Source organism: Salinimicrobium oceani (assembly GCF_012037645.1).
Genome location: NZ_JAAVJR010000528.1, coordinates 1 through 478, shown reverse-complemented (window position 1 = coordinate 478; position 478 = coordinate 1). Strand labels below are relative to the sequence as shown.

Genomic DNA, 478 nt, shown 5'->3' with positions numbered 1-478 from the left:
AGTATTATTGCTGAAGCTATTGCAGCCAATAACAAAGCCGAAGGTTCCACCTCCCGAAGTGTCTTTAAACTTACTCCTGAAGCCGCAGCCCTTGCCGCCGACTTTGAAAAGAATAAAGGAAAATTACCGTGGCCGGTAAGAACGGGAACTGTTGTTCTAAGGTTCGGTACTCAACCTCACCCTATCGTTAAAACCGCCACCATGAACAGTAACGGAGTACGAATAGCGACAGATCCGGGTTCTAAAGCGCGGGCAGTGTTTGGAGGTACGGTAAGTGAGATCATTGCAGTAAAAGGCTCCAGCCTTATGGTAATGGTGCGTCATGGAGACTATATCACCATTTACAACCATTTGGCTTCTGTAGATGTTAGAAAAGGACAGGAAGTAGCTTTAGGTGAGGAACTGGGAACCGTAGCCATCAATAAGACCGATGGCAGAACAACCTTGTACTTCGTGATGTACAAGAACAACCAGAAGC

At 46.4% G+C, this 478-nt stretch carries 1 protein-coding gene; it reads left to right on the top strand.

Translation table 11 applies throughout. From position 1 onward, the window contains the following. Positions 1–478, top strand: a 478-nt coding sequence (locus HC175_RS18070) for a murein hydrolase activator EnvC family protein (RefSeq protein ID WP_168139642.1), incomplete at both ends; no start/stop codon positions are given.